The 24271-nt window shown below is 67.6% G+C and carries 16 protein-coding genes; 2 read left to right on the forward strand and 14 right to left on the reverse strand.

Annotated features, from left to right (window positions below; all coding sequences use genetic code 11):
• Window position 1: 1 nt before the first annotated feature.
• From PVW48_RS16680 to PVW48_RS16715, 8 genes are all read right to left on the reverse strand, one after another.
• On the reverse strand, window positions 2-1924 hold the full coding sequence (locus PVW48_RS16680; protein ID WP_274582138.1) for a vWA domain-containing protein: 1923 nt from the start codon (window positions 1922-1924) through the stop codon (window positions 2-4).
• A 14-nt stretch (window positions 1925-1938) separates the two neighbouring features.
• Window positions 1939-2979, reverse strand: a complete 1041-nt coding sequence (locus PVW48_RS16685; protein WP_274582139.1) for a hypothetical protein — start codon at window positions 2977-2979, stop codon at window positions 1939-1941.
• On the reverse strand, window positions 2976-5654 hold the full coding sequence (locus PVW48_RS16690; protein ID WP_274582140.1) for a putative virulence factor: 2679 nt from the start codon (window positions 5652-5654) through the stop codon (window positions 2976-2978). The genes PVW48_RS16685 and PVW48_RS16690 overlap by 4 nt, the downstream gene beginning before the upstream one ends.
• A gap of 19 nt (window positions 5655-5673) precedes the next feature.
• Window positions 5674-8799: a virulence factor SrfB gene (locus PVW48_RS16695; RefSeq protein ID WP_274582141.1), complete on the reverse strand. Its 3126-nt coding sequence runs from the start codon at window positions 8797-8799 to the stop codon at window positions 5674-5676.
• Window positions 8799-10064 carry a hypothetical protein gene (locus PVW48_RS16700; protein ID WP_274582142.1) on the reverse strand — a complete coding sequence of 422 codons (1266 nt, stop codon included), beginning with the start codon at window positions 10062-10064 and terminating at the stop codon, window positions 8799-8801. The genes PVW48_RS16695 and PVW48_RS16700 overlap by 1 nt, the downstream gene beginning before the upstream one ends.
• 9 nt (window positions 10065-10073) lie before the next feature.
• Window positions 10074-11939 carry a S1 family peptidase gene (locus PVW48_RS16705; RefSeq protein WP_274582143.1) on the reverse strand — a complete coding sequence of 622 codons (1866 nt, stop codon included), beginning with the start codon at window positions 11937-11939 and terminating at the stop codon, window positions 10074-10076.
• 389 nt (window positions 11940-12328) lie between these two features.
• Window positions 12329-13702, reverse strand: coding sequence for a peptidoglycan-binding domain-containing protein (locus PVW48_RS16710; protein WP_274582144.1), 1374 nt, complete (start codon window positions 13700-13702; stop codon window positions 12329-12331).
• A 216-nt stretch (window positions 13703-13918) separates the two neighbouring features.
• A complete protein-coding gene (locus tag PVW48_RS16715; protein ID WP_274582145.1) occupies window positions 13919-15007 on the reverse strand; it encodes a peptidoglycan-binding domain-containing protein in 1089 nt (362 codons plus the stop codon).
• Between the two features lie 479 nt (window positions 15008-15486).
• Here PVW48_RS16715 and PVW48_RS16720 point away from each other — a divergent pair, with 479 nt between their 5' ends.
• Window positions 15487-16569: a PLP-dependent cysteine synthase family protein gene (locus PVW48_RS16720; protein WP_274582146.1), complete on the forward strand. Its 1083-nt coding sequence runs from the start codon at window positions 15487-15489 to the stop codon at window positions 16567-16569.
• Between the two features lie 93 nt (window positions 16570-16662).
• Here the strand turns inward: PVW48_RS16720 and bhcD are convergent, their stop codons facing one another.
• The 4 genes from bhcD to bhcA form a co-directional block, all read right to left on the reverse strand.
• Window positions 16663-17655, reverse strand: coding sequence for an iminosuccinate reductase BhcD (bhcD, locus tag PVW48_RS16725; protein WP_274582147.1), 993 nt, complete (start codon window positions 17653-17655; stop codon window positions 16663-16665).
• Window positions 17656-17761: 106 nt separating this feature from the next.
• Window positions 17762-18925 carry a 3-hydroxy-D-aspartate aldolase BhcC gene (gene bhcC, locus PVW48_RS16730; protein WP_012177565.1) on the reverse strand — a complete coding sequence of 388 codons (1164 nt, stop codon included), beginning with the start codon at window positions 18923-18925 and terminating at the stop codon, window positions 17762-17764.
• Between the two features lie 14 nt (window positions 18926-18939).
• Complete coding sequence (gene bhcB / locus PVW48_RS16735; RefSeq protein WP_274582148.1) at window positions 18940-19914, reverse strand: beta-hydroxyaspartate dehydratase BhcB; 975 nt, start codon at window positions 19912-19914, stop codon at window positions 18940-18942.
• 7 nt (window positions 19915-19921) lie between these two features.
• Complete coding sequence (gene bhcA / locus PVW48_RS16740) at window positions 19922-21112, reverse strand: L-aspartate--glyoxylate aminotransferase BhcA (RefSeq protein WP_012177563.1); 1191 nt, start codon at window positions 21110-21112, stop codon at window positions 19922-19924.
• A 199-nt stretch (window positions 21113-21311) separates the two neighbouring features.
• Between bhcA and bhcR the strand changes: the two genes are divergently transcribed.
• On the forward strand, window positions 21312-22154 hold the full coding sequence (gene bhcR, locus PVW48_RS16745) for an HTH-type transcriptional regulator BhcR (RefSeq protein ID WP_274582149.1): 843 nt from the start codon (window positions 21312-21314) through the stop codon (window positions 22152-22154).
• A gap of 3 nt (window positions 22155-22157) precedes the next feature.
• On the opposite strand, the gene PVW48_RS16750 is transcribed toward bhcR, so the two are convergent.
• Both PVW48_RS16750 and PVW48_RS16755 read right to left on the reverse strand, forming a co-directional pair.
• Window positions 22158-23126 (reverse strand): ABC transporter ATP-binding protein, encoded by a 969-nt coding sequence (locus PVW48_RS16750; RefSeq protein WP_274582150.1) that lies wholly within the window; start codon window positions 23124-23126, stop codon window positions 22158-22160.
• Window positions 23123-24205, reverse strand: coding sequence for an ABC transporter ATP-binding protein (locus PVW48_RS16755; protein WP_274582151.1), 1083 nt, complete (start codon window positions 24203-24205; stop codon window positions 23123-23125). The genes PVW48_RS16750 and PVW48_RS16755 overlap by 4 nt, the downstream gene beginning before the upstream one ends.
• Window positions 24206-24271: the final 66 nt, after the last annotated feature.

Genomic DNA, 24271 nt, shown 5'->3' on the forward strand with positions numbered 1-24271 from the left:
CTCAGGGCAACACGTCGAAGGGCATGGCAAAGACCAGCTCGCCATCGGGCGCGCCCTCGTAAAGCGCGGTCCAGACCGTGGGATCGAAGAGCCACTTGCGATATTGCACCAGCTTCTGCCGCATCCCGTCGATGATCCCCCGGCGCAGCATGGCCGACTGGCCCCAGCGGTCCTCGGTCATCTGCAGAAGCTGGCTCTGGTAGGGCAGTCGTTCGAGGTATTCGAGCGCCCCGCCGAGCGTGTCGGTATCGGGGTTGACCAGCCGGTCGGGGTTCTGGGCCATCTGCGCAATCACCCCCCGGACCTGCCCGAAGAAGCTGTAGGCATCGTCGGTGCCGGTGGCCTGCTCGCCCAGCCGCACGAGATTGTCGAGCAACTCGGCCATGGTCGCCATCTCGTTCTTGGTGACCAGAAGCCGCGGCTCGATCACCTGGGCCTGGGGCGCCTCCACCGCCCGGTCGGCGATCCAGCCCTGGATCACGGCAGGCGCCTGGGTGCCACGTTGCGCGCCGAGATAGGCCAGCCGCATGGCGCGGCCCAGGGCCACCAGGTCATCGCCCGCCTCGGCCTCGGGCAGCACGGCGGTCTCGCCGCGCGCCACGCGCACATGGTCGGTCAGGGCGGTCACCAGCCGCTGCGCCGTGGCGGCGAAGGCCTGCTCCGAGCCGCCCTCGATGGGAAAGTAGTATTCCCGCCCGGCAAAGCGCGACAGCTCGCGATAGCGCGCCTCGGCATACTCGTGATTGGCCGCGCCCCCGACCGGGGTCTTGAGATGCAGCGTCATCACCACGATGCGGCGGCCTTCGGCGTCGGTCTGCAACTCCCGCACCCCGATTTCGGACCGGGCATTGGGATCACGCGGATCCTTTGGCCCCGCATCCGTCACTAGGATCACGTAGCGCGCGTCGATCGGATCACCCGCGCCCAGCTGGTCCCAGTCGATCTCGTCGATCGCGTCCTCGACCCCTGCAAGGCTGTCCTCGTTGAACCCCGGGGAGTTCGCCCGCGCCACCTGCGTGGCCGAGCCGATGGCCGCGATGACCGGGGCCTGATCGGCCCGCCGTGCCAGCGGCATCAGCACCTTTGTGCGGTATTCCAACTCCGGCACGGCATCGGTGTTGTCGCGAAACCCGATCACGCCGAAATTGACCAACTCGCCGATTTCGGTCCCGGCGATGTCCTGCACGGTGGATTGCAACACCCGTTGGGTGGCCGCGATATAGGGCTCCATCGACTGCGTGGTGTCGAGCACGAAAACGATGCCCACATCGAACGGGCCCGCGCCCTCTCCCTTCTCCGGCGCGGTGGGCGGCGCGGCATCCTTGGGCACGGAGGCCACCTGCATCAGAAGCACGTCCTCGTAATTCACCGGGTGCAGGTCCTCGACGAAATCGAGAATCGGCATCAGGTAGAGCTCGTCGCGGATATTGACGAACTCCTCGGGCTCGATGGCGACCACGCCCTCGGCGCCGTCCACGATCCCCGCCTCGGCCTGCGCCAGAAGCCGCGCCTGCACCGCGCGCAGCGCCTCGTGGTTCATCAACCAGCGCAGCTGCTCCTCGCTGTCGAAGAAGAACTGCCGTTCTCGCCCGGCGGCGTTGGTGAAGGCGCCGACGATATTCTGTTTCCAATCCACCGCCTCGGCCTCGGAAATCCAGCCCGTCGGCCCGCCTGCGTTGGAATTGGCCACCGCCAGCCAGCCATTGGCGCGCTGATAGACATACAGAGGCTGGAACGCGGGCATCGAGGCGATCACCTGGCCTTGCGGCGCCGACCGGATCTGCGCGCCGGGCTTGGTCAGGACCCGCTGGAACACGGTCTGCGTCCCTTCCAGCAGCAGCGGACGCGCCGTTTGCGCCGCCACCGGCGCGGCGGCACCCAGCAGGGCGAGGCTCACAAGGCAGGCTGACAGGAAATCACGCATCAAGGCTGGCCTTTTCAGTTTCCGCAGAAATCTTCGCGCGCGCTGGCGCTGAGGGTGTCGGTCTTCAGCATGAGGGTCAGGCAGACAGAGGACAAGAGCGCCTCGGCCTCCGCCGACCCGGCATCCCGCGCGCGGGCATAGTATTCCGCGGCCCGCGCGGGATCATCGCCCAGCGTCAGGCCGATCTGTTCCTCGATCACCGCGTCGGTCTGGGCCGCATCGTAAAGCGTGCCGAAGAATGCCAGTGCTGCCGGGTCGTTCTGCGCCACGGCCTCTTCCAACAGCCCCAGCGCAGTGTCGGCACTGACCGCGCCGCCACAATTGCGCAAGGCCGGGCCGAGCGCGCCGAAACCCTGGACGGCCAGGGCCTCCAGTTCGGCGGGCGCGCAGGGATCGGGCGCGGTGGCCGCCGGGGCGGGCGCAGGCGCGGGGGGCGGTGGCGGGGTCTCCACCACCTCCTCCGGTTGCAGCAGGAAGAAGGCAGCCACCGCCGCCGCCCCGACCAGCGCCAGACCGCCCAGGACAAGCGGCAGTTTTGACGATTTTTCTTCGGTCTCGTCGGTGTCGGCCGCTACGGGCTCCGGGGGCGTGTCCGCTTCGGGCTCCGTCAGGGGGGTGGTCGGCTCCGGTTCCGGTTCGGGCTCCGGCTCGGGCTCGGCCATGCGGATCGGGGCCGCGGGGGCGGCAGGTGCCGGCGCATCGCCCACCTTGATCGCCGTGTCCGAGGTCGCGGCCTTTGGGGAATGCACGATCTGCTCGGGCCAGCTCAGCTCGGTCACCACGCCGCCCACGGTCAGGCGCAGGGCCGCAAATTCTTCGAGCTTGTCGACGATCTCCGGGCCCACCACGATCCGGGCGCTGCCCTCGGCCCGATCTATCGGATAAGGCCCGAAGGCATGGCGTTCGGGTTGCCAGCCCTCGGGGCCGAGGAACCGCTCGCCATAAAGGTCGAACACCTCGACCGCCGCCGCGTCGCCATCGAGGACGGCAGCATCGAGGGAAAGCTCGGCATAGCCGCCACGGGGATGGGCGGGGTCCGGACGCAGGGCGATCATGCGGCTGCCTCCCCGGCGAGACCCTTGAGGATACGGCCCATGCGGCGGTTCTGTTCCTGGTTGATCTCACCCGCATCGGTGTCCCCGGCATTGCCGACAAACAGCGCCTCGAGCATGAACACCCAGTCTGTCCAGGTCTCTTCGGCCGAGGCGCGCGGGATCTCCGGCAGACCGTCCAACCGATCCGGGGCGGGTCGCGGCGCGAAGACGGGGCGCGGGCCGGTGTCGGTCTCGACCTTGGGGCGCGCCTCCGGCGGCAGGCGTTCCGCGCCGAGCGTATGGACGAAGCGGTTGATCGCCTCCGCACAGACGATCGAGGCCGGGGCGGCCTGCCGGTCGACGGTGTTGCCATAGGCGATCTTGCCGAGATCGGCGATCATGGCGTCACGCACCCCGGTCCGGCGCAGCCCGTGGATCAACTCGGTCACGAGGTGGGCGGCGGCTTCAGGCGTCAGGGCCAGCGCCTCCAGCAGGCGCGCATCCTCGCGGAAGCGTTTGAGCCCCTCGACCCACAGCTCGATGGCCGTGTCGGCCTGGAATTGCTCCGGCGTCATGGTGCGGATGTTCGGCGCGCTTGCAGGCTCTTCCACCGCGGCAGGCTCGGTCGGTGCAACCGCCGCGGGCCGGGCCGGGCGTCCGGGCCGCGCGGGACGGCCGGGGCGGGCGGGCGCACCGGCGGCCACGGCGGCGGGCCGCTCGGCCGCGGCGGCCGACACCGCACTGGAGATCCTGATCGAGCTGGGCACGCGCGCGATCCGCTCCTGCACCATGTCCTGATCGACGCAGAGCGCGCCCAGAAACGCCCCGAACCGGTGGTTGGACAGGGTCAGCTCAAGACAGTCGATGATTTCCGCCGCCGCCAGCCGCTTCTCGGCCTCGCGTTTCTCGAAATCGTCCGAGACATGGAAACCGGACAGCTCCAGCTCCAGTTCGCGGGTGATCTTCTCGGCCTGGGTCTTGATCTGGCGCAGTTTGCTGTCGGGCTTGCAGACCTTGGTCAGCTTCCCGGTCAGGTACCCGACCCCGCCATCGTTCAGGGTCAGCGCCGCGTCCCAGGCCGCCTCCGGCTCCGCGAAATGCCGCTGCACGGGGGCCGCATCGAGGCAGCCCGCCTTCAGCTCCGCCACGCGGGCCTGCTTCTCGGCCCGGATGCCCAGCTCGCGCTGGTTCTCGTCATATTCGATCAGACCCTCGACGAAATAGTTGGGATTCCGCAGCCAATAGCAGTTCTGGAACGGCTGGTTCGGGGTCCACTGGTTGACCCAGCTGTCATCGATCTTGCCACCGAAGGGCTGCAGCAGGCTCGCGTCCATGCGCCGCTCGAACCGGGTGGCCTCGCCACCGCCGGCGGCACTTTCGCCCAGGTGCTTGTCGAACTTGGTCATCACGAAGAACAGGATGCAGTCGGTCTCGGCCCGGTCGGCGGGACGCACACCATGGGTCATCTCGATCCAGTTCTCCACGAGCCCCGGCAGATCGAGCGTTTCCATGTTGCTGTCGGGCACACAAAGCAGCATGGAGGTGATTTCCTGGTTCTCCACGTAGCGGTCGAAGAGATACGCCACCTTGCCGCGCAGCAAAAGCTGGCTGACGGTTTCCTCGGGCTTGGCCAGCGTCTTGGCCAGCGGCTGCTCGAAGCGGTTGCGCGCGCCGGGAAAGTCCAGTAGGTCCGTCTCGGCAAAAAGCGGGCTGGGTTGCGTTTCCATCGGGAAGACCAGCTCCGCGGCCAGCGCGCAAACCTCCGCCCGCGGCAGGGCCACGACCTTGCCTCCCGGGGTCCGGACCTGCAGCGTGTCCGCCGCCGCCCCGTCGAACAGCCCGTGCAGGGTCTTCACGTCGATGATCGAGGTCTCCCGCGGGGTCAGCGCGTCGAGCCCGGCGAACACCTCCGCCGCACCGTCGATCCGCGCCAGCGCCTCGGCCAGTTGCAGATAGAGCCGGGTGAACGCCTCGTGTCCGCCCCAGAGGATCGACAGGAAGGCCGCCCGGTCGGGCAGGGCCATCTTCGGCGCCATGGCCGCGGCTTCCTCGAAGAATGGTTTGTAGCTGGCCGCGGCGCGCCCGAAGCTGGCGGCGAAGTAATCCCCGATCTCGAACACCTCGTCCTCGGTCATGCCGGGGACATCCACGCTCCCGACCCGGCCGCGATTGGCATCGAAATGGGCGGCCATCTGGGCGGCGTCCGGCACGGGTTCCTCGTCGCTGCCATCGTTGAAGAACGAATTGGCGATGGTGCGCGCCAGATCCGCCTCCGACAGCAGGGTCAGCTTGATCGGGAACCCCTCGGGCGTGGGATCCTTGGACATGGTGAAGCGGGTCACCAGCCCCGTCGACTCGCCCTCGCCCTCGGGGTTGATCTCGCTGATATAATCGAGCTTGCCGCCCGGCCCGTTGAAATCCGCCGTCAGCCGCCCGTCCGCCGGCCGCGCCAGCACAGACACCAGGAAGGACTTGCCGGCCTGGGACGGTCCGAACACGCTGACCGACATCCGGGTGCGGGCCGAGCGCGACAGCTTCTTCGCCCGCCGCTTGGATTGGCGCAGTAGCTGCGCGAGGGTCTTCTCCCGCCCGCGCACCTGGTCGGCATTCTCCGCATCCCCGATCCAGTCGAGCGCCTCCACGGACAGCTCCGCAACCTGCGTGCAGCGTTCTGCGAGACTGTTTGCGTCGGACATGCTCTCTCCTTCCCGCGGCTCAGATCCGGAACACGCCGGTGTCGAGCCAGTATTCATCCTCGAACCCGAGCGTGTGCAGCGACAGCACCACGTCGTCGTTCTTGATCATCGTGCCCTCGGCATCCTCGGCCGCATCCACCCGGAACACCTCGCGCACCCGTTCGGCGCGCAGTTTTTCCAGGCTGGTCTCGGCCTCGTCGAAATCGTCGTCCTCGCGGACCAGTTCGACCTTCACCGGCAGCTTGATCTTGCCCGCGATGCTGTCATTCGCGAAGTCGAGCCGGTAGAGCGGCGTGGTCGTCCAGCGCTCCAGCGGCAACTGGCGCGCGCCGATATAGACCGGCGAGTGCATGCGGACGATCGCCGTGGGATCCTGGGCGGATTTCCTGGCATCCAGATCGATATCGGAAAACAGAATGCGTCCCTCGGGGATCTGGCCGTTCGTGTCCATCTCGCCCACGAAACGGGCGGTGGATTTCATCTGGAACGCGCCGGTGGTGACCTTGAAGTTCGGGATGCGGCTTTCCGAGAGGGCAATCAGCATCCCGCCCACGGCCACGGTGGATTTCGGATCGCCCACCCGCTGGCTGACCGGATCGCGGAACGGGTACCAGTTGCCGGTCTTGTAGCGGTGCATCGAGATCAGGCGATGGGGCGGGACCACGAGCATTTCCTCGACGATGGCGCGCACCGCCGGCAGCCGAGAGGGACGGCCCGTCAGCAACACCACATCGCAGCCGAGATGGTCGATCACCTCGCACATGTTGCCGAGCACCTTCTGGAACACCTCTCGCGCGATGGCGTCGAGGTCTTCGCGGCTGGCGCTCAGGACCATGTCCGCAAGCCGCCAGCCCTCGGCACCCAGCTGTGTCGCGGGTTTTTCGAGATAGTCGAGGATCTCGTCGGTCACCTGCGGCGACGCGTCTTCGTGGCCTTCCTCGTCGCCTTCTTCGCCAACCGGCGTGGGCAGGAGGCCCAGCACATCCGCCACGGGGATGTCGATGCGGTCGGCCTCCTCGGCATCCTCGCAGGCCGACAGGATCGCCTCGGCCAGCGGCACCAGCACCCGGATGGAAAACTGCCGACGCCGTTGCACGGTCTGCTGTTCCTGCCCGCCGATATCGCCGCCGAAAAGCTCCCGCATCCGCTCGGCCACGAACTGCCCGCCCGCCTGCGCGATGGAATCCTGCAGCCGCGGCAAGACGATGGCGCTGATCACCCGGTGCACCAGGTCGTCGCCCGCCACGCGGAACCCTTCGCGGAAGGTCTGCTCGGGATGCAGCACCCGGTTGTCCTCGCCGCGATAGGTGGTGACCATCAGGTCCGTGGTCCCCCCGCCCACGTCGATGCAGGCCAGCCGCAGGGACGGGCTCTCGCCGCCTGCCGGGTCCGGACGTGGCTGTCCCTTGAGGTCGAGAAACGTGTCGATCCGGCCATCGAATTTCTGGGTCAGCTCGGAATAAAGATAGACCAGCTGGGTGCAGCTCGCCTCGTCCCAATCGACCAGCAGTTCGGGCTTGCCCTCGACCGCGATGGTGCTGGTGCCGTCCTTGGTGCCCAGCATCTCCTTGACCAGGGTCAGCGCGCCCGAGACCCGCGACCGGATCATCGCCTGCTCCTGCACCGAGGTCGCCGTGGGCAGGGACAGGATCACGCGGTTGAGCCGCCGCGGCAGGTCCGACTGCGACCGGCGCGAGCGCGAGGCCGGATCGTTGATCTGCACCATGGCATGGGCAATGACCTCGGCCAGCATGAATCCGAAAAGCGAGGAGCGCGAGAACCGCGGCCGGATCGCCGGGGTCAGCGGCGTGGTCTTTTTCGGCTTGCGCAGGTTGAGCCCGATCTCAGTCTTGACCTGGGCCAGCACGTCGCCCGCCTCGTTCAGGTGCCGCATGGCCGCGCGCACCGGGCGCGGCAGGTTGTTGGGGTCGTGGTGGTTCTGGAACCGCCAGTCCTGCAACACCGCGTCATCATCCCAAAGGTACCGCTTGGGCGAGGACAGGCCCGACAGGGTCTCTGTCCCCTCCTCGGCCTGCACGAGCCGCACGGCTTCGGGCCCCATGCGCACGAAGCTGGGCCACATGAACGCGTTGCGCCGGCCCGACCGCGACGCGTAGCGCTCGTCGCCGAAGCGCAGGTCGGCGAACTCCACCCGGCTCTCGAACAGGCCCGAATAATGGAACTCCGGCCGGGACAGGTCGCGGATCTCCAGCGGGAAGGACCGGGTCAGGTCGACCCGCGTCTCACCCGGGAAGCGCTCGATCAGGATGCCGCAAGTCCGCGAATTGCCGATGTCGAGCACCAGGTCGACCTCGACCGGGGCGACCGCATCGCGCGGCGCGACGGTGTTGGCAAAGCGCATCTTGGGCGGGGCCACGGCGCGCTGAATCACCTGAAGGTACGACAGGTAGCGCGCCCAATGCTCGAACATATGCGGCAGGTTTTCTTCCGAGATCGATCGCCCGGGGCGTTCGGCCCGTTTGAAGTCGAGGAACATCTCCTTGAGCCAGTCCGACACCCAGAGCTGCAGATCGACCGCATTACCGTCCTCGTCCGCCTCCAGCCGCTGCAGGAACCAGCTCATCGCACCGGGGTCAGAGACCAGCCGGAACTCGCGCGGCTTCTCGCTGTCGGCGCGTTCGGGGGCGACATAGTGGGCGCTCTGGTCCTGGTCGCTGAGCGCGGTGTCGAGCGCGATCTGCACCCGGTGGGTATGGCCGGTCTCCGGATCGGGCTGGGGCAATTCCACCGTCCGCAGCCGCGCCCAGGAGGACGGGCCGGGATCGTAAAGCTCCTCGCCCCCTGCCCCGCGCTGGTTTTTCAACCGCAGCACCGGGATCGGCACCCATTTCTCCAGAAACGGCTCCAGTGCGGCGAGGGGCCGGACGGAATACTCGTCATCCTCCGGCGTGGTGGCCGCGAGGATCGGCGCATCGCGCTCAGCCTCCCCGGTCAGGGGATAGAGCGTGCGATGACGGCCCTCGGCCGCGCCCTCGGGGCGTTCGATGAAACGAAAGGACCGGATATCCAGCGCGTTGATATCGAACCCGAAATCGAGGATCTGGATGCCGGAATAGGGCACCAGCGTGATCTCGTCGCCCAAGGATACCAGCCGTCTCAGCCGCTTGGCGCGGTCTTGCAGCATCACTGCCCCCCGTAATTGTAGGACTGCTGCCAGTCCCTGTTCTGACCTGAAACGATCCCGGTCAGGTTTTCAACCCTGTCGGCCGCGCGGATCTGGACCTGAAAGGGCGTATCGCCCCCCCCGGAGCGCGAGGAATACATCCGCACGCGGATCTCGTAGACCCCGCCCTGGGGCCCGGTGAAGAAGATGTTCTCCACCGGCTTGTCCACCGGCGCGCCCACATTGCTGTCGACGTCCAGTTGCCCGTTGCAGGCGTCGCGCCGCAGGTAGGAGACCGTCACCCCCGCCGGGCAGGTCACCGACAGATCGAGGTCGTCCGGCCCGTCCCAGGCCAGGGTGAAGGTCAGATCGCCCAATTCTGCACCGGCCTCGGACCGGCGCGCGTCGATATCGGGCAGCGCCTCGGGCGGGCGTTGGGCCAGGGCCGGCAGGTCCGGGATCGGCAGCCCGTCCCTCGGGTCGGGCTGGCAGGCCCGGTCGGCGATGCCGATCTGCCGCTCCAGAATCGCGATCCGGTCCTGCAGGACCTGCCCGCGCCGGGTGGTCGCATCGCTCTGGGCCGCCGCCTCGCAATAGGACAGGGTGAAGGGCGTCCTGATCCCGCAGGCCGGCACCATCAGCCAGACGATCGCCGCCAGCAGCAGGGCCAGCAACAGCCCCAGGAGCCACAGCAGCCAGAGGGGCGCGGCCCAGATCCGCGCGGATGTCGCCGTGGCCGCGGCGGCCCCCGCGGCGCCTGCCGGGCCCGTGCCCACGGGCGGTGGGGCGGGCTTCGGCGCGGGTCGCACGTCGGGCGCGCGCAAGGAACCCTCCACCACCACCTGCTTGTCCGACACCCAGGCCCAGTTCACCAGAACCGGCTGCAACGCGCCATCCGGCCCCGACACCACGAACACCCCGTCCTCGGGATAGGACAGCGCATTCTCCAGCGCCTCGCCCAGCCGCTGCTCCTCGGCGCTCTCGGCACTGCCGTAGCGCGCCGCAAGCGCGCGGACCTCCGCGATCTGCTCCGCGAGCGTCGCCTCGGCCCGTGCGCGGTCCTCCTCGGGCAGGTCGGCCAAGGGCTGCGCCTTGCCTTCCACCGCCGCGTACCAGTCGAACCGGTCGCCGAACTGCGTCGCCACCGGCTCGGCAAAAAGGGCCGCCGGCGCCGCGCCGATCTCGGCCCGCACCGTGCCGGTGATCAGCTCGTAGGAGCGCTGCGGCGCCGTCCCGAGCGGGCGCAACCCCTCGATGGACGTGTTGGTCAGGAAGGCTTCGAACATGGTGCCCGCCTACTCGGGCGTCGCGCCGGGCAGCGGCAGGGCCGGGATGCCCTCCGCCGGTGCCCCGGGCGCGGGCAAGGCCGCCACGGCGGGCGGCGGCGACGGGCGCGCGACCTGCGGCCTGCACGGGCTGGAAACCACATTGGGCAAAGCCCCCGTCCCTTGCAGGAAGCCCAGCAGCTCGGGACTGGCCAGCGCGAAGTTCAGGTTCCGCAAGGGACCCTGCACCACGAAGGTGTTCACCCCCACCAGACGCCCGCAACTGTCCAGAAGCGGCCCGCCCGAGTTGCCGGTGGAAATCGGCGCGGAATGGACCACGACGCGGGTGTTGCGCGGCGCCATGTCCTGCTCGACACTGACCGTCCCATCGGTGACCGCCAGTTGCGGCACAGCGCTCAGATCCCCCGCGCGCAACTGCGAAAACTGCGCGTCGGTGCGCAGGATGTCCCCCGGATAGCCCGCCGCGATCACCGCCTGCAGCCGCAGGCTTTCGGTGCCCTGCAGAATGTCGAACGCGGGCTGGTTCGCCCCGGGCACGCGCAGCAGGGCGAAATCCGCCCCCGTGGCCTGCAACGGTCCCGACTGCTTGAGCAACTGCGCCTGGCGCACGGCGCCCAGCGCCTCGTTGGTCACGAAGATGCTGTCGGCGGCAGCCCCCTCGACCACGTGGAAATTCGTCACCAGGAGGTCCGGCCCCACGAAGAACCCCGTCCCGGTCCCGGTGCCCGTCGCCGTCTGCGCGATCACCAGCGCCGTGCGCGCATCGACCAGAGCCAGCAGGTTCGCCGTCTCCAGCGTGCCGGTGGCTGTCGGCACCGCCACCCGCGCGGGATCGGGCGGCAGGATCGGGGTGAGATCGGCGGGCACGATGGCCCCGGCGCGGTCGTTCGGATCACGGGGGTCGGGCGGCAGCAAGCCCTCGATGGTCATCCCGTCGGGCATCAGCAACGTGCCATCCGCCCGGCATTGCGCCCCGTCCAGCGCCGCCTGCAGGCTGGCCAGACGCGCCTCCAGGGCGGCGTTCACCTCCTCGGCCAGTTCCGCCGCCGCCACGTCCGAGATCGCCTGTTCCGACGGGTCGTTCGGGAAGAGCCGCGTGCCCGGCAGCAACAGCCAGAGCAGCACGACCGCGGCCAGCACCGTCAGCACCAGCAGGGGCACCCAGCCCCCCGGCCCCACCCGGCGCGGTTCCGCCTCGGCAGGTGGCGAGGACGGGGGCGGTGGTGCGGCCTTGGCAGCCGATGCTGCCGCCATCCCGCCGGTCGCGGCGGCGGCTGCAGCGGCACCTGTCGCGGGGGCGGGACCTGTGTCGCCAGCCGCGGCCCGCGGAGCCGCGATCGCCTCGCGATACTTCTGCGCTTCGGACGGGCCAAGGGGCGGCGGGGCCGGGAACGGCACGAACGCCCCCAGGGTCTGCGCGAAATGATTGGCCCGCGCGCTGCGGTCCCGCTCGAACCCGTCCGGCAACATCCCCCAGTTCAGCAACAGCGGGGTGCCGTCGACCGCCACGATCGAACCTGGCTCCAGCGTGTAGAGCGCCCGCGACAGCATCGCGCCGACCTCCGGGTCATCCAGCAGCGGCAGGAGCGGCGTCACCTGCGCCTGCAGCCGTGCCTGCGCCTCTGCACGCGAGGCGGAATCGAGCCGCGACAGGGGCACCGGCTTGCCATCCACATCGCCGTACCACGACACCGACGCCGCCGCCTGGTCGTTGCCCCGGCTGATCAGGGGCTCGGCAAACAGACCCGCCGCCGCCGGCGTCCGCGCTTCGAGCATGGCGCGCAATTCGGCATGTTGTTCGAGAACCAGCGCGCCGTCATGTGACAGGCAGTTCTCCAGCGTGAGCGGGGTCTTGACGAGGAAATAGTCAGCCATGGGTACAGCTTTCGGCGCGAGTCGTGGACGGCGCGCAACCCGGCTTGGGTCGTGCACCTGTACTGCAGGGGAACAGGGCGGGGGGCAGATGCGCGGGCAAGTCGGGGGGGCGGGAAAGGATCATCTTGGAAATCGGGCCTGAACTCTGCACGCGGAGAAAAACGCGCTCGAAAAAAATGACCTCCACGAGCTTAGCCGCATCGGCCTCAACGGGGCGGGCCGAACCGGAAAACCCTCCGCCCCGACACCACGGTCGATCAAACCACCCACACCGCTGCGCTGCAACCGTTGTTGCGCGTGCTGGCGTCGGGCGGGGGCGCTTTGCGTACTGTCCATGGCCACCACGGGACCGGACTGCGCAGCCCGGCGACCCGGGCCGCCGGGGCATGTCACTGCGGCAGCGGCAAGGCCGGGATGCCGCCACCGGCCGCGGGCACGAGGGGCGGCAGGCCACCACCCGGCTGCGCCTGAAGCTGACCTGACTTGATCGCAGCCCGCATCACCGCGACGCGCTCCGGCGACTTGGACGGCAGGAAGGCCGGGGTCGCCCCCTGTTCCAGGGCGCCGAGCGCCGTATCGTACCACGCCACCGAGCCTGCCGCGTTCGGCTGCAACCCGAAGCCCTCGCGCTTGTGATGCGCGACCAGTTCGGCATAGGGCAGCGCACCCACCGCAAAGGACAGCAGCGCGCCGGAAAGGGCCATCTCCGCATTGTCCTGGCGGTACCCGATCCCGGTGCAGAGCTGGCCGTAGGCCGCGGCGGTGGACGTGTCGGCCAGCCCGATCTGCGCGTTGATCTCCGCCACGCGGCCCTGCACCACCTGGGCCGTGGCGCTGTTCACAAGGTCACGGGCTGGCACCATCGCGTCCGAGATCTGCGAACAGGTCGCGGTCAGTTGCTCGTCGCTTACCCGCAGCTGCGCGGCATAGCTCTGTCCGGCGGAAATCGCGAAGCTGCGCGCCTCGCAGAACTGCTCGCTCAGCGCCTGGTCTGCATCGGTCATCGCCGCGGCCTGCACCATGCCCTGGTTGGTCTGGGTCATCAGCGTCACGAGTTCGCAGCGCTCCGCCATGCTCTTGGCGACCTGACCCATGGGGGCGAGCGGCGGGATCGCTAGGGGGGCGACCTGCGTCGGCGCCGGGGTCGGGGTCTGGGTCGGGGCGACCACGCGGGTGGTCTGCGGCACAGAGCTGGGCACGTTGGGTTGCACCCCGAAGTTCTGCGGCGCCCCGAACGGTGCCTGCGGGGACGCGACCTGCTGTCCTTGCGGCACTTGCGGGTTGGGGAAGGTCGGCGCCCCGAACCGCTGGGCATAGCTCGGATCCTGGAACGCCTTCAGCAGGCCCTTGGTCCCTTCGGCAGCCACCACGTTCGGAAAGGCCGAACCGCCACCCGCCTGCATCCGGCTGTAGCCGTCCAGCAGCACGCCCTTCTGGTAATCATCGAGATACCCGGTGCTCTGGAAGCCCATATACGCCTGGTAATTTCCGATGGCGGCGCGCGATTTCGGCCCGAGGGAGCCATCGACCGTCCCGACCGGGAAGCCGAACGCATTGAGCGCGGTCTGCACGTTGCGATTCTCCTGTCGCTGCGCGGAGCTGACGCTGGGCCGGGTTGGCTGGCTGGGGCGCTGTCTGGCCATGTCGTTGATGATCGCACCACCGATGATCGCGCCGATCACGCCGTGCAGGTCGGCTTTTGCCATGGGGGTCGAGGTGAGTGTGACCGCGCAGGCCACCGCAATCGCGTGCTTGAAATGCATTACCGAACTCCAACCGAAAAGGACTGTTACAGGAGAGTATTCGGTCGCGGCCCGGATTCGTCCAGTTTTTTTGCTCTTTTTTTCCGCAATCACGCATAATCCCGGCATTGGGACACGCGGAGCGACGAATACCGGCCTTATTGCCCTGCGCCCAACCGCGCCCGAAAAGATGCGCCCGGCAGGATGGACCCGACCCGGCACCGCGCCCGCGCGGAGCTACTGCGGCAAGGGCAGGTCCGGAATGGCGCCCCCCGACGCGGGCACCATGGGCACCGCGCCGACGGTATCGGCTTGCAACTGGCCGGACTTGATCGCCGCCCGCATGACCGCGACCCGCTGGGCGGATTTCGACGGCAGGAAGGCCGGTGTCGCGCCCCTCTCCAGGGCATCGAGGGCGATGTCGTACCACGAAAACGCCGCCGCCCCCTGCGCCGCCAGCCCGAAGCCTTCCCGCGCGTGGTGCGCCAGAAGCTCCGCATGGGGCCTCTGCCCCGCCGCGAAGGACAACAGCGCCCCCGACAGCGCGATCTCCGCATCATCGAGGCGATACCCCTGCGCCGTGCAGAGCTTGCCATAGGCCGCCAGTTTCGGCAGATCCGCCATGCCGAGCGACGCGCCGAGCTCCACCACCCGGGCCTGCACCGCCTGCGCCGACTGCCCCGCCATCATGGCACGCACCGGCCCAAGCGCCGCCGAGATCCGCGTGCAGATCTCCACGAGTTGCGCCTCCTCGAACCCGATCTGCACCGCATAGCTCTGGCCCACCGCAAGGGCAAAACTGCGCGCCTCGCAAAACTGCTCGCTCAGCGCCTGGTCCGCATCCAGCATCGCATCCGCCTGGATCAGCCCCTGGTTGATCCGGGTCGTCAGGGCCACGAACTCGCACCGCTCGGACATGCGCGTGGCCGTCGGCCCGGCCTGCGGCAAGGACGGCACCGCAACCGGCAGGTCCGGCACCACGCCCAGATCCTCTGGTCCACCGAACGGGGCCCCGGGCGCGCCGATCCTGCCTCCTTGCGCCACTTGCGGGTCGGGATAGGTGCTCGGCCCGACCGTCGGGGTGAACGCCTTTAGCAACCCCTTGGTCCCTTCCGCGGCCAGCACATTCGGGAAGGCCGCGCCGTCGCCGGCCTGCAACCTGCGATGGGCGTTCAAAAGCACACCCTTCTGGTACTCGTCCAGAAACCCGGTGCCGGGAAACCCCATGAAGGCCTGGTACGCACCGATCGCCGCGCGCGACCGCGGGCCCAGGTCCCCATCGACCACCCCGGCCGGGAATCCGAACGCGTTGAGCGCGGACTGCACACGCCGATTTTCCTGCCGCTGCGGGGATTCGACAGTGCGCGGCGGCGACGCAGGCGGAGACGCCGCAGGGGGGGCTTCAAACATCTCGTCGATGATTTCACGGCCAAGCTGTTCAAGAAGGTTTTCGTGAAACCCCGCTTTTGCCGCTGAGGGCGCAAAAAGGGCTACCGCCAATAGGATCGAAATCGCGCTTTGAATATGCATGATACCTTCTCGGCCAAAAGTCACACTATCCAAAGGCAAAAGGGATTCGTCGAGAGGTTTTGAAATGACCCGGCAATCCGAATTCCCGCGTCCTCTCCTCAGCTGCTATACCCGCAAAAACCACCGGCCCCCGCCGCAACGAAATGTGACCACCCCAAGGGTGCCCGCACCCGGGCAGCCCGCTTCCCCGCCCCCCCTTTTGCGTCTACGCTTTGTGGCAAGGACAAGAAGCGCGCCGAAGCGCCCCGTTTCGCATAGCTGCAAAGAGGACACCCATGACCGCCACACCGCCCATCCGCAGAACCACCGGCAACGGCAAGACCTACGACTCCGTGCTCGATACGGTCGGCAACACGCCGGTCATCCGGATCAACAACCTCGCACCGGAGGGGGTGGACCTGTACGTCAAGGCCGAGTTCTTCAATCCCGCCGCGTCCGTCAAGGATCGCCTCGCCCTCAACATCATCGAGGCCGCCGAGCGCGCCGGGACACTGAAGCCCGGCCAGACGGTGGTCGAGGCGACCTCGGGCAATACCGGCATCGGGCTGGCCATGGTCTGCGCGCAGAAGGGCTATCCCCTCGTGATCACCATGGCCGAGAGCTTCTCGATCGAGCGGCGCAAGCTGATGCGCCTTCTCGGGGCGAAAGTGGTCCTCACGCCGCGCGCCGAGAAAGGGTTCGGGATGTATCGCAAGGCGGTGGAACTGGCCGAAGCCAACGGCTGGTTTCTCGCCAGCCAGTTCGAAACCGCGGCCAATGCGGAGATGCACGAAAACACCACTGCGCAAGAGATCCTCGGCGATTTCGAAGGCCGCAAGCTCGACTATATCGTGACCGGCTACGGCACCGGCGGCACGGTCACCGGGCTGGGCCGGGTGCTGCGCAAGGCGCGGCCCGAGACGAAGATCATCCTGACCGAACCCGCCAATGCACAACTGCTCGGCAGCGGCATCGCCCAGGACCGGGACCCGAACGGCGCGCCCGCCGTCAGTCACAGTGCCTTCGAGCCGCATCCGATCCAGGGCTGGACGCCCGATTTCATCCCCAAGGTCCTGCAAGAGAGCATCGATCACGGCTTCTACGACGCGCTGCTGCCCGTGGCCGGGGCCGATGGCATCGCCTGGGCCCGCCGCCTCGCTGCCGAGGAAGGCATCCTGACGGGGATCTCCGGCGGCTCCACCTTCGCGATCTCGCACGAGGTCGCCAAGACCGCGCCGGAAGGCTCGGTCATCCTGTGCATGTTGCCCGACACCGGGGAGCGGTACCTGTCCACGCCGCTTTTCGAGGGGATTGTCGAGGACATGAACGAGGACGAGCGCGCCATCTCCGCCTCCACCCCCGGCTACCAGATGCCCTGACCCGGCCCGGGCGGCGGGGCGCCTGCCCGCCCTCCCATAGCAAATGGCCCGCCTTACCGGCGGGCCTCGGGCATGGTCACATGCGGGGCGCGATCAGAGCGAGACGCGCGTGGCCGCCCCCGTCGCGACCGCCTGCTCGGCGGCCACGGCAGCGACCGCCAGGTCCTGCAACCCGACGCCGGTCCCGTCGAACAAGGTGATCTCGTCATCGGAGGTCCGGCCCGGGTGGTCGCCGTTGATCACCTTGCCGATGGGCGTGACATCGTCCTGCGTGATCGCGCCGGAGGCGATGGCATGCTGGGTCTCGCCGATGGTGGTGGATTGCGCCACCTCGTCGGTAAAGAGCGTGGCCTTGGCCACCAGCTCCGCCGCGACCTCCTGCTTGCCCTTGGTGTCGGTGCCCATGCAGGCCAGATGCGTGCCCGGCTTGATATAGCCCGCCTCGATGAGCGGCTCGAAAGCGGAGGTGATCGTGATGATGACATCCGACTGCGCGCCCAGCTCTTCGCGCGAGACCGCCTCGAAGGGGATGCCGATCTCGGTCGCCACCTTGCCGAGGTTGGGGATCATGTCGGGATGGGGGTTCCAGCAGACGACCTTCTCGAAATCGCGCTGCTCGACGGCCGCGCGCAGCTGGAAGGTGGACTGGTGCCCCGCCCCGACCATGCCCAGAACCTTGGCATCCTTGCGCGCCAGCTGGTCGATGGACACTGCCGAGGAGGCCGCGGTGCGGATCGCCGTGAGGTAGTTGCCCCCCACCAGCGCCTTGAGCTTGCCGGTATCGGGGTCGAACAGGAACACCGTGGACTGGTGGTTGATGATCCCCTTGGCCATGTTGTTGGGCCAATAGCCCCCGGCCTTCACGCCCAGCACCATGCCCGCCTTGTCAAACCCGGACTTGAACCCGTAAAGCGCATCCTCGTGCCCGATCGCCTCGCGGATCACCGGGAAGTTGTAGGCATCGCCCCGCGCCATGGCGCCGAACACGTCGCGCACGGCGGCGAAGGCCAGATCCCGGTCGATGACCTTTTGGCAGATTTCCTCGGTGACGATGACAAGCCCGTCGGTGTCCGGTTTTTGCAGCATGGTGCCCCCCTCGAATGGTCGTGCCGCTGGAGACGTCGGACGCCTCCGGCGGGAGTATTTTCGAAACAATGAGGGGGGCTGTCGCGCCCCCCTGCCGGTCTTTGGATCAGTAGGCGAGGCCGCGCGCGGTCACGGGCCAGAGCGCTTCGACCTTGCCGTTACGCACGCCCACATACCAGTCATGGACGTTGCAGGTCGGGTCGCAATGACCGGGGACCAGCTTGAGCTTGTCATTGACCTTCAGCTTGCCATCCGGGTCCGCGATCACGCCATGCTCGTCCGAACATTTGACGTATTTCACGTCGTCGCGCCCGTAGATGAACGGCAGGCCGCTATCCACCGATTGCGCCTTCAGGCCCGCATCGCAGATCGCCTTGTCGGCCTTGGCATGAGACATGACCGAGGTCAGGATGAACAGCGCGTTCTCCCACTCGCCCTGGTCGATCCGGTTGCCGTTCTTGTCCAGGATCCGGCCGTAATCGGCATCCATGAACGCGTAGGAGCCGCACTGAAGCTCGTTGTAAACGCCCGAGTTGCCTTCGAAATAGTACGACCCCGTGCCGCCGCCGCCGACGATGTCGCACTCCAGCCCCTCGGCCTTCAGCGCATCGACCGCATCCTTCACCATGGCGACCGCGATGTCGATCTTGGCCTTGCGCTCGTCATAGCTGTCGAGGTGCTGCATCGCGCCCTGATAGGCCTGCAGGCCCGAGAATTTCAGGCCCGGGGCCGCGTCGATGGCCTTGGCGATCTCGACCACGGCGGGGGTGGTGGTCACGCCGCAGCGTCCCGCACCGCAGTCGATCTCGACCAGGCACTCGATCTGGGTGCCGTGCTTGGTGGCCGCCGCCGACAGGTCGGCCACGTTCTCGATATCGTCCACGCAGCAGATCGCGCGTGCACCGAGCCGGGGGATCCGCGCCAGACGGTCGATCTTGGCCGGGTCACGCACCTGGTTCGACACCAGCACGTCCTTGATCCCCCCACGGGCGAAGGCCTCGGCCTCCGACACCTTCTGGCAGCACACACCGCACGCGCCTCCCAGCTCCATCTGCAGCTTGGCCACGTCCACGGACTTGTGCATCTTGCCATGCACCCGGTGCCGCACCCCCATTTCCTTGGCGAAGTTGCCCATCTTGACCACGTTGCGCTCCAGCGCGTCGAGATCCACCACAAGGCACGGCGTCTGGATGTCCGCCTCGTCCATCCCGATGGCCGCCGGGATGTTGTAGCCCACTTCGAGCTCTGCGAATTTGGTTTCTGCGTTCATTGTCTCGGCTCCCCTTAGCCCGTGATCCACGGCAATTTGTCGAGATCGACATTGCCGCCCGTCACAATCACACCGACGCGCTTGCCGGCGAACTTATCTTTGTTCTTCAGAATGGTGGCCAGCGGCACAGCACAGCTCGGCTCCATCACGATCTTCATGCGCTGCCAGGTGAGCTTCATCGCGTCGATGATCTCCTGCTCGCTGGCGGTCAGGATATCGCTCACATGGTTGGACACGAAATGCCATGTGAGGTCCTTGAGAGGCACCTTCAACCCGTCGGCAATGGTGACCGGCGCGTCGTCGGCGATGATGTGCCCGGCCTTGAAGCTGCGATAGGCGTCGTCGGCCTGCTCCGGCTCGGCGGCGATGATCTCCACCTCGGGTGCGATGTTCGACAGGGTCAGGCAGCAACCCGAGATCATGCCGCCACCGCCGATGGGGGCGATCATCATGTCCAGCCCGTCGGTCTGCTCCATGAACTCGCGCGAACAGGTGCCCTGCCCCGCCACGACCCGCGGGTCGTTATAGGGATGGACGAATTCCGCGCCGGTGCGCTCCTGCACCTCGGCAAAGACCGCCTCGCGGGAGGTTGTCGAGGGCTCGCATTCGGTGATGATCCCGCCATAGCCCCGGACGGCCGCCTTCTTGGCCTCCGGTGCGGTGCGCGGCATGACCACGTTGCACGGAATGCCCCGGCGCCCGGCGGCATAGCTGAGCGAGAGCGCATGGTTGCCCGAGGAATGCGTCGCCACACCGAGCTCGGCCAACGCATCGCTCAGGCCGAACACCGCGTTGCAGGCCCCGCGCACCTTGAAGGCGCCCGCCTTCTGGAAGTTCTCGCATTTGAAGAACAGCTCCGCGCCGACCAGGTCGTTGAAATAGGACGAGGTCAGGACGGGCGTGCGATGGATATGGGGTTTGATCCGCTCATGGGCGGCGACCACGTCGTCATAGGTCGGGATCACCGCCGGGTCGATCGTGTCTTTCATCGGATCCTCACGCTGCTTTGGCGAGGCTTGCGCCCGCCGTTGTCCGGTAGAATTGCTGCGCCGCGGCCACGCCGGAGCCCAGCTCGATCGGGTAGTCGAGATCGGCCATGGCCATCTCGATGGTCGCAAGACCCGACAGCATGGTCACATCCGTCAGCGCGCCCAGATGCCCGATGCGGAAGGCCCGCCCGTTCATCTCCCCCAGGCCCACGCCGAAGGAGATGTCATAGGCATCATAGGCATGCTGGGTAAGCGCGTTGCTGTCGAACCCCTTGGGCACATAGATGGCGCTGACCGTGTCGGAGTAAAGATCCGCGCTCTCGGCACACAGGCGCAGGCCCCAGGCATCGACCGCGCGGCGCACGCCCTCGGCCAGCCGGAAGTGGCGGGCATAGACATTCTCCAGCCCCTCTTCGAACAGCATCTTGAGGCTTTCCTGCAGCCCGAACATCAACTGGATCGGCGGGGTGTAGGGATAGCCGCCCGCGCCATTGGCCGCCAGCATGTCGTCGAAGCTGAAGAAGGTGCGCGGCAGTTTCGCGGTCTTGCGATGCTCCAGCGCCTTCTGGCTGACGGCGACGATGCACATCCCGGTGAACAGCATGAATCCCTTCTGAGAGCCGGTGATCGCGACATCCACGCCCCAGCCGTCGAAATCGAAGGGCATCGAGGCCAGCGAGGACACGCAATCCACCATCAGCATCGCCGGGTGATCGGCACTGTCCATGCCGCGCCGCACCGCCCCGATGTCGGACCGCACGCCGGTCGCGGTTTCGTTATGGGTGACGAGGACGGCCTTGATCTCGTGGCCCTTGTCGGCCTTCAGCCGCTCGGCGAACAGGTCGGCGGGCGCGCCGCTGCCCCAGGCGCATTCGATGATCTCGACATTCAGGCCATGGCGCTGGCACAGGTCGATCCAGCGGTGGCTGAACATGCCGTAGCGGGCGATCAGAACCGTGTCGCCGGGCGACAGGGTGTTGCTGACGGCGGCTTCCCAGCCGCCCGTGCCGCTGGCCGGGAAGGTGATGATCGCGGCGTCCTTGGTGTTGAAGACCTTGCGCACGCCGTCGAACAGTTCGGGCAGCATCGCGCCGAACGCCGGGGAGCGATGGTCCCGCGTCTGCATGTCCATCACGCGCCGCAGGCGGTCGGGAACGTTGGTCGGGCCGGGGATGAAAATCGGGTTCTGATCGAACATGGTGCAGTCCTCCTGAGGCCTCTTCCTACCCGTTTCGGAATCATTTTTCAATTTTTTCGGAAAAGTTTTTCAAGACCGGAAAAATGCGTCTATACCTTTGTTTAAAAACAATTTTTTGATTTCCAAATCCCTTATGAAGTTTTAGATTGAAAATATTTCCCAAAAACCAATACTCTAAAGGACAGTCATCGGAGGCCGCATGAAAGACCAGACCCCTTCGCCGCGCCGAAGCCGCGGGCGCCCCAAGAATGCCTTTTCCGATGGGCAATCCAGCACGATCCAAGCCCTGGACCGCGGATTGTCGGTCCTGAGTGCCCTGGCCCGGGACGGGGGCGGGACGCTGTCGGATGTGTCCATGCGCCTCGGGATGCCCGCCTCCACCGCGCACCGGGTGCTCGCGACCCTGGAAAAGCACGGCTATGTCGACATGGACGAGGCCAGCCAGACCTGGCGCGTGGGGTTGGAGGCGTTCCGGGTCGGCACCAGTTTCATGCAGCGGACCAACCTTCTGGAAGTGGGCCGCGCCTCCATGCGCACCTTGATGGAGCAGACCGGCGAGACCGCCAATCTCGGCATTCTCGACAATGACCACGTGGTTTTCATCGGCCAGGTGGAGACCCACAACCCGATCCGGGCCTTCCACCGGCCGGGCTCCAGCGGGCCGATGCATGCGTCGGGAATCGGCAAGGCGCTGCTGGCGGCGATGCCGCAGGGTGCGGTGGAAAACCTGTTTCGGCGCACGGGGTTGCAGCAATTCTCGCCCAAGACCCTGACCGAACCGGAGGCGTTGCTGAGCGACCTGCGGATCACCCGCAAGCGGGGCTGGTCCTTCGATAACGAGGAACGCTACGAGGGCATGTGCTGCGTGGCGGCGGTGATCTATGACAGCTTCCGGGAGCCGATCGCCGGGATCTCGGTTTCCGGCCCTTCGGCGCGCTTCGCCCCCGGGGCCCTGCCCGCCCTCGGGGCGGCGGTGCAGACCGCCGCGCGGGACGTCACCGCCCAGATCGGCGGGGAGATGCCGCAGATCGCCGCCGAATAGGCGCTACGCCTCGGCCAGGTGACAGGCGACCCGCGCGCCGCCCAAGGGGCGCAACTCCGGCCGCTCGGCGCTGCAGCGGGCCACGGCAATTGGGCAGCGAGGGTGGAAGGCGCAGCCCGTGGGCGGGTTGATCGGGTCCGGGATCTCGCCCTTGGGCGGCTCCACCTCGCGCCCGAACCCGTCCATTTTCGGCGCCGCCGCCAACAGCATCTGCGTGTAGGGATGGCGCGGATTTTCGAACAGGGTGTCGGGATCCGCCTCTTCCACCAGCCGGCCGAGATAGAGCACCCCGATCCGGTCGGCCACATGCTGCACCACGGTCAAGTCATGGGAAATAAAGAGATAAGTCAGCCCGAACTGATCCTTGAGATCGGACATCAGGTTCAGCACCTGCGCCTGCACCGACACGTCCAGCGCCGAGGTCGGCTCATCACAGACAATCAGCTTCGGCTCCGACGCCAGCGCCCGCGCGATGCAGATGCGTTGGCGTTGGCCGCCGGAGAATTCGTGGGGGAACTTGCCGGCGTCTTCGGCGGCCAGACCGACCTGTTCGAGCAGGCGTTCCGCCAGCCCCTTCACATCGCCGCCCAGGGCCGAGACCGGCTCGTTGATGATGTCGCGGACGCGCCAGCGGGGATTGAGGCTGGCGAACGGGTCCTGGAAGATCATCTGGATGTCCGCGCGCACCAGGTCGAGCTTGGCCGGGTCGGTCTCCCGCGCGAGATCGGTGCCGCCGATTTTCACTGATCCTTCAGAGGGTTGCAGCAGTCCGACCACCATCTTGCCGATGGTGGACTTGCCCGATCCGCTCTCGCCCACCAGGGCGTAGACGGTGCGTTCCTCGACATCGAAACTGACATCCGACACGGCGGTCAGGATCGCCTTGGGCAGCCGTTCGAGCACACGGTTGAGCCAGGGTTTGGAGACGTCGAAGCGGCGGCTCAGGCCCTTGACGGAGACCAGGATGCTCATGCCCCGCCCCCCGTAAAACCGGCGTCGGCCCCGGGTCGGACCCCTGTCGGATTTGTGTCGGGCAAGTGTCGGGCACCACCGTGCGGTGGTGTTGCGTCACCGCCGATGCCCTCGGTCCCGTCCATCGGGAACCAGCAGGCCGCGGCCCCGTCGGCGTCGATCACCGGGCCCGGGTCCACGCGGCACTTGTCCTGCGCCCGGGGGCAGCGCGGGCTGAAGGCGCAGCCCGGCGGCAGGTGCCCGAGGCGCGGCATGGAGCCGGGGATCTGGTGCAGCCGCTTGAGCCCCTTGGAGGCGAGCGGCGTGGAGCCCATCAGCCCGAAGGTATAGGGATGACGCGGCGCGGTGAGCACCGCGCGCACCGGGCCAAGCTCGGCCAGGCGGCCCGCATACATCACGGCGACGCGGTCGGCGGCCTCGGCGATCACGCCCATGTCATGGGTGATTAGCATCACGGCGGTCCCGCGTTCGCGGCAGAGCCGTTTCAGCAGCGCGATGATCTGGGCCTGCACCGAGACGTCGAGGGCGGTGGTCGGCTCGTCCGCGATCACGAGGGACGGCTCGGCACAGAGCGCGAGCGCGATCACGACCCGCTGGCGCATCCCGCCGGAAAACTCGTGCGGGTAGCTGTTCACCCGCTGCCGGGCGGCGGGGATGCCGACCTCCTCGAGGGCGGCGACCGCCCTCTCCTCGGCCTTCGCCCGGGAGATCGGAAGATGCGCGAGCATGGTCTCGGTCAGCTGGTCGCCGATCCGCAGGAGCGGATTGAGCGAGGTCAGCGGGTCCTGGAAGACCATGCCGATATCCTTGCCGCGCACCCGGCGCATCTGCTCGGGGGTGAGCCTGTCGATCCGCTTGCCGTTGAGCCAGACCTCGCCGGAGGAGATATGGGCCGGCGGGGTCAGCAGCCCGATCACCGCGTTCCCGGCCATGGACTTGCCCGCGCCGCTCTCGCCCACCACGCCCAGGATCTCGCCGGGCGCGATGTCGTAGGACACCTTGTCCACGGGCCGCAGCACCGCGTAGCGCGTGGGGATGTCCACGGTCAGGTTGCGGATCGACAGGACGGGTTGGGTCATCGGGCCCCTCGGGTCTGAAAGCGTTCGGATTGCCCGGTACACGGGCAAAGCGGTGAAAGATTGGGC

It is taken from the genome of Dinoroseobacter sp. PD6, assembly GCF_028807315.1.
In the GTDB taxonomy this organism is placed as follows: Bacteria; Pseudomonadota; Alphaproteobacteria; order Rhodobacterales; family Rhodobacteraceae; genus Dinoroseobacter; species Dinoroseobacter shibae.

Coding starts and splice junctions, on each gene's coding strand:
- PVW48_RS16680 (WP_274582138.1), bottom strand. CDS start 1,924: ATGCGTGATTTCCTGTCAGCCTGCCTTGTGAGCCTCGCCCTGCTGGGT.
- PVW48_RS16685 (WP_274582139.1), bottom strand. CDS start 2,979: ATGATCGCCCTGCGTCCGGACCCCGCCCATCCCCGTGGCGGCTATGCC.
- PVW48_RS16690 (WP_274582140.1), bottom strand. CDS start 5,654: ATGTCCGACGCAAACAGTCTCGCAGAACGCTGCACGCAGGTTGCGGAG.
- PVW48_RS16695 (WP_274582141.1), bottom strand. CDS start 8,799: ATGCTGCAAGACCGCGCCAAGCGGCTGAGACGGCTGGTATCCTTGGGC.
- PVW48_RS16700 (WP_274582142.1), bottom strand. CDS start 10,064: ATGTTCGAAGCCTTCCTGACCAACACGTCCATCGAGGGGTTGCGCCCG.
- PVW48_RS16705 (WP_274582143.1), bottom strand. CDS start 11,939: ATGGCTGACTATTTCCTCGTCAAGACCCCGCTCACGCTGGAGAACTGC.
- PVW48_RS16710 (WP_274582144.1), bottom strand. CDS start 13,702: ATGCATTTCAAGCACGCGATTGCGGTGGCCTGCGCGGTCACACTCACC.
- PVW48_RS16720 (WP_274582146.1), top strand. CDS start 15,487: ATGACCGCCACACCGCCCATCCGCAGAACCACCGGCAACGGCAAGACC.
- bhcD (WP_274582147.1), bottom strand. CDS start 17,655: ATGCTGCAAAAACCGGACACCGACGGGCTTGTCATCGTCACCGAGGAA.
- bhcC (WP_012177565.1), bottom strand. CDS start 18,925: ATGAACGCAGAAACCAAATTCGCAGAGCTCGAAGTGGGCTACAACATC.
- bhcB (WP_274582148.1), bottom strand. CDS start 19,914: ATGAAAGACACGATCGACCCGGCGGTGATCCCGACCTATGACGACGTG.
- bhcA (WP_012177563.1), bottom strand. CDS start 21,112: ATGTTCGATCAGAACCCGATTTTCATCCCCGGCCCGACCAACGTTCCC.
- bhcR (WP_274582149.1), top strand. CDS start 21,312: ATGAAAGACCAGACCCCTTCGCCGCGCCGAAGCCGCGGGCGCCCCAAG.
- PVW48_RS16750 (WP_274582150.1), bottom strand. CDS start 23,126: ATGAGCATCCTGGTCTCCGTCAAGGGCCTGAGCCGCCGCTTCGACGTC.
- PVW48_RS16755 (WP_274582151.1), bottom strand. CDS start 24,205: ATGACCCAACCCGTCCTGTCGATCCGCAACCTGACCGTGGACATCCCC.